Origin of the sequence: Staphylococcus sp. EG-SA-14 (assembly GCF_017151935.1) — a bacterium.
Lineage (GTDB): Bacteria > Bacillota > Bacilli > Staphylococcales > Staphylococcaceae > Staphylococcus > Staphylococcus aureus.
In genome coordinates this window covers 1-249 of the sequence record NZ_JACVZM010000096.1, presented here as the reverse complement: position 1 = coordinate 249, position 249 = coordinate 1, and the positions used below count along the sequence as shown (strand labels likewise).

General features: G+C 38.6%; 2 pseudogenes. One reads left to right on the top strand and one right to left on the bottom strand.

The window, feature by feature from the left end:
- Positions 1–136 (top strand): annotated as a pseudogene (locus IDG63_RS14455) (manganese-dependent inorganic pyrophosphatase); the annotation flags it as partial.
- Here the strand turns inward: IDG63_RS14455 and IDG63_RS14450 are convergent.
- Positions 122–249 (bottom strand): annotated as a pseudogene (locus tag IDG63_RS14450) (manganese-dependent inorganic pyrophosphatase); the annotation flags it as partial. The pseudogenes IDG63_RS14455 and IDG63_RS14450 sit on opposite strands and share 15 nt — an antisense overlap.

Sequence of the window (249 nt, the reverse complement as noted above, 5' to 3'; positions counted from 1 at the left end):
ACTTAGAGGTAATTCAGGAGCCAAAGCATACCGTTTAGGTGATGTGAGTGCAGAAACTCAATTCGCGTTAGATACATTTAATGTACCTGCTCCGGAATTATTAACAGATGATTTAGATGGTCAAGATAACATCTTGACCATCTAAATCATCTGTTAATAATTCCGGAGCAGGTACATTAAATGTATCTAACGCGAATTGAGTTTCTGCACTCACATCACCTAAACGGTATGCTTTGGCTCCTGAATTAC